Source organism: Lederbergia wuyishanensis (genome assembly GCF_022900255.1).
Taxonomy (GTDB): Bacteria; Bacillota; Bacilli; order Bacillales; family Bacillaceae_C; genus Lederbergia; species Lederbergia wuyishanensis.
In genome coordinates, this window is sequence record NZ_JALIRM010000023.1 from 1 (window position 1) to 2,785 (window position 2,785).

The 2,785-nt window shown below is 53.5% G+C and carries 1 rRNA gene; it reads left to right on the forward strand.

Annotation, left to right across the window (positions count from 1 at the left end):
• Nucleotides 1-2,784, forward strand: a 23S ribosomal RNA gene (locus tag MT489_RS21965); the annotation flags it as partial.
• Nucleotide 2,785 lies beyond the last annotated feature (1 nt).

Here is a 2,785-nt window from a genome sequence, read left to right on the forward strand (position 1 = left end):
AGTATCCATTTCTGAATACATAGGAAATGGAAGGCAGACCCGGGGAACTGAAACATCTAAGTACCCGGAGGAAGAGAAAGAAAAATCGATTTCCTGAGTAGCGGCGAGCGAAACGGAAAAAGCCCAAACCAAGAGGCTTGCCTCTTGGGGTTGTAGGACACTCAACATGGAGTTACAAAGGAACGGGGTAGGTGAAGCGACCTGGAAAGGTCCGCCATAGAAGGTAACAGCCCTGTAGTCGAAACTTCGTTCCCTCCTGAGTGGATCCTGAGTACGGCGGGACACGTGAAATCCCGTCGGAAGCTGGGAGGACCATCTCCCAAGGCTAAATACTCCCTAGTGACCGATAGTGAACCAGTACCGTGAGGGAAAGGTGAAAAGCACCCCGGAAGGGGAGTGAAAAAGATCCTGAAACCGTGTGCCTACAAATAGTCAAAGCACATTCATGTGTGATGGCGTGCCTTTTGTAGAATGAACCGGCGAGTTACGATTTCATGCAAGGTTAAGTCGATGAGACGGAGCCGCAGCGAAAGCGAGTCTGAATAGGGCGTTTGAGTATGAGGTCGTAGACCCGAAACCAGGTGATCTACCCATGTCCAGGGTGAAGGTAAGGTAACACTTACTGGAGGCCCGAACCCACGTACGTTGAAAAGTGCGGGGATGAGGTGTGGGTAGCGGTGAAATTCCAATCGAACCTGGAGATAGCTGGTTCTCTCCGAAATAGCTTTAGGGCTAGCCTCAAGGTAAAGAGTCTTGGAGGTAGAGCACTGTTTGGACTAGGGGCCCTCATCGGGTTACCGAATTCAGACAAACTCCGAATGCCAATGACTTGTCCTTGGGAGTCAGACTGCGAGTGATAAGATCCGTAGTCAAGAGGGAAACAGCCCAGACCGCCAGCTAAGGTCCCAAAGTATCCGTTAAGTGGAAAAGGATGTGGAGTTGCTTAGACAACCAGGATGTTGGCTTAGAAGCAGCCACCATTTAAAGAGTGCGTAATAGCTCACTGGTCGAGTGATTCTGCGCCGAAAATGTACCGGGGCTAAACGGATCACCGAAGCTGCGGATTGACACCGTTGGTGTCAGTGGTAGGAGAGCGTTCTAAGGGCTGTGAAGCAAGACCGGAAGGACTTGTGGAGCGCTTAGAAGTGAGAATGCCGGTATGAGTAGCGAAAGAAGGGTGAGAATCCCTTCCACCGAATGCCTAAGGTTTCCTGAGGAAGGCTCGTCCGCTCAGGGTTAGTCGGGACCTAAGCCGAGGCCGAAAGGCGTAGGCGATGGACAACAGGTTGATATTCCTGTACCACCTTTTTACCGTTTGAGCAATGGGGGGACGCAGGAGGATAGGGTAAGCGCGGCGCCGGAATGCCGCGTCCAAGCAGTTAGGCTGGGGTGGAGGCAAATCCTTCATCCTAAAGCGGAGCTGTGATGGCGAGGGAAATTTAGTACCGAAGTTCCTGATTCCACACTGCCAAGAAAAGCCTCTAGCAAGGTAAAGGGTGCCCGTACCGCAAACCGACACAGGTAGGCGAGGAGAGAATCCTAAGGTGATCGAGAGAACTCTCGTTAAGGAACTCGGCAAAATGACCCCGTAACTTCGGGAGAAGGGGTGCTCTTTGGGGTGCAAGCCCTAGGGAGCCGCAGTGAATAGGCCCAGGCGACTGTTTAGCAAAAACACAGGTCTCTGCGAAGCCGCAAGGCGAAGTATAGGGGCTGACGCCTGCCCGGTGCTGGAAGGTTAAGAGGAGCGCTTAGCGCAAGCGAAGGTGCGAATTGAAGCCCCAGTAAACGGCGGCCGTAACTATAACGGTCCTAAGGTAGCGAAATTCCTTGTCGGGTAAGTTCCGACCCGCACGAAAGGCGTAACGATCTGGGCACTGTCTCAACGAGAGACTCGGTGAAATTATAGTACCTGTGAAGATGCAGGTTACCCGCGACAGGACGGAAAGACCCCGTGGAGCTTTACTGCAGCCTGATATTGAATGTTGGTGCAGCTTGTACAGGATAGGTAGGAGCCTAAGAAACGGGAGCGCCAGCTTCCGTGGAGGCATCGGTGGGATACTACCCTTGCTGTACTGACCTTCTAACCCGCACCCGTGATCCGGGTGGGAGACAGTGTCTGGCAGGCAGTTTGACTGGGGCGGTCGCCTCCTAAAGAGTAACGGAGGCGCCCAAAGGTTCCCTCAGAATGGTTGGAAATCATTCGCAGAGTGTAAAGGCACAAGGGAGCTTGACTGCGAGACCTACAAGTCGAGCAGGGACGAAAGTCGGGCTTAGTGATCCGGTGGTTCCGCATGGAAGGGCCATCGCTCAACGGATAAAAGCTACCCCGGGGATAACAGGCTTATCTCCCCCAAGAGTTCACATCGACGGGGAGGTTTGGCACCTCGATGTCGGCTCATCGCATCCTGGGGCTGTAGTCGGTCCCAAGGGTTGGGCTGTTCGCCCATTAAAGCGGTACGCGAGCTGGGTTCAGAACGTCGTGAGACAGTTCGGTCCCTATCCGTCGCGGGCGCAGGAAATTTGAGAGGAGCTGTCCTTAGTACGAGAGGACCGGGATGGACGCACCGCTGGTGTACCAGTTGTCTTGCCAAAGGCATCGCTGGGTAGCTATGTGCGGACGGGATAAGTGCTGAAAGCATCTAAGCATGAAGCCCCCCTCAAGATGAGATTTCCCATCGCGCAAGCGAGTAAGATCCCTGAAAGATGATCAGGTTGATAGGTCCGGTGTGGAAGTGTGGCGACACATGGAGCTGACGGATACTAATCGATCGAGGACTTAATCAAT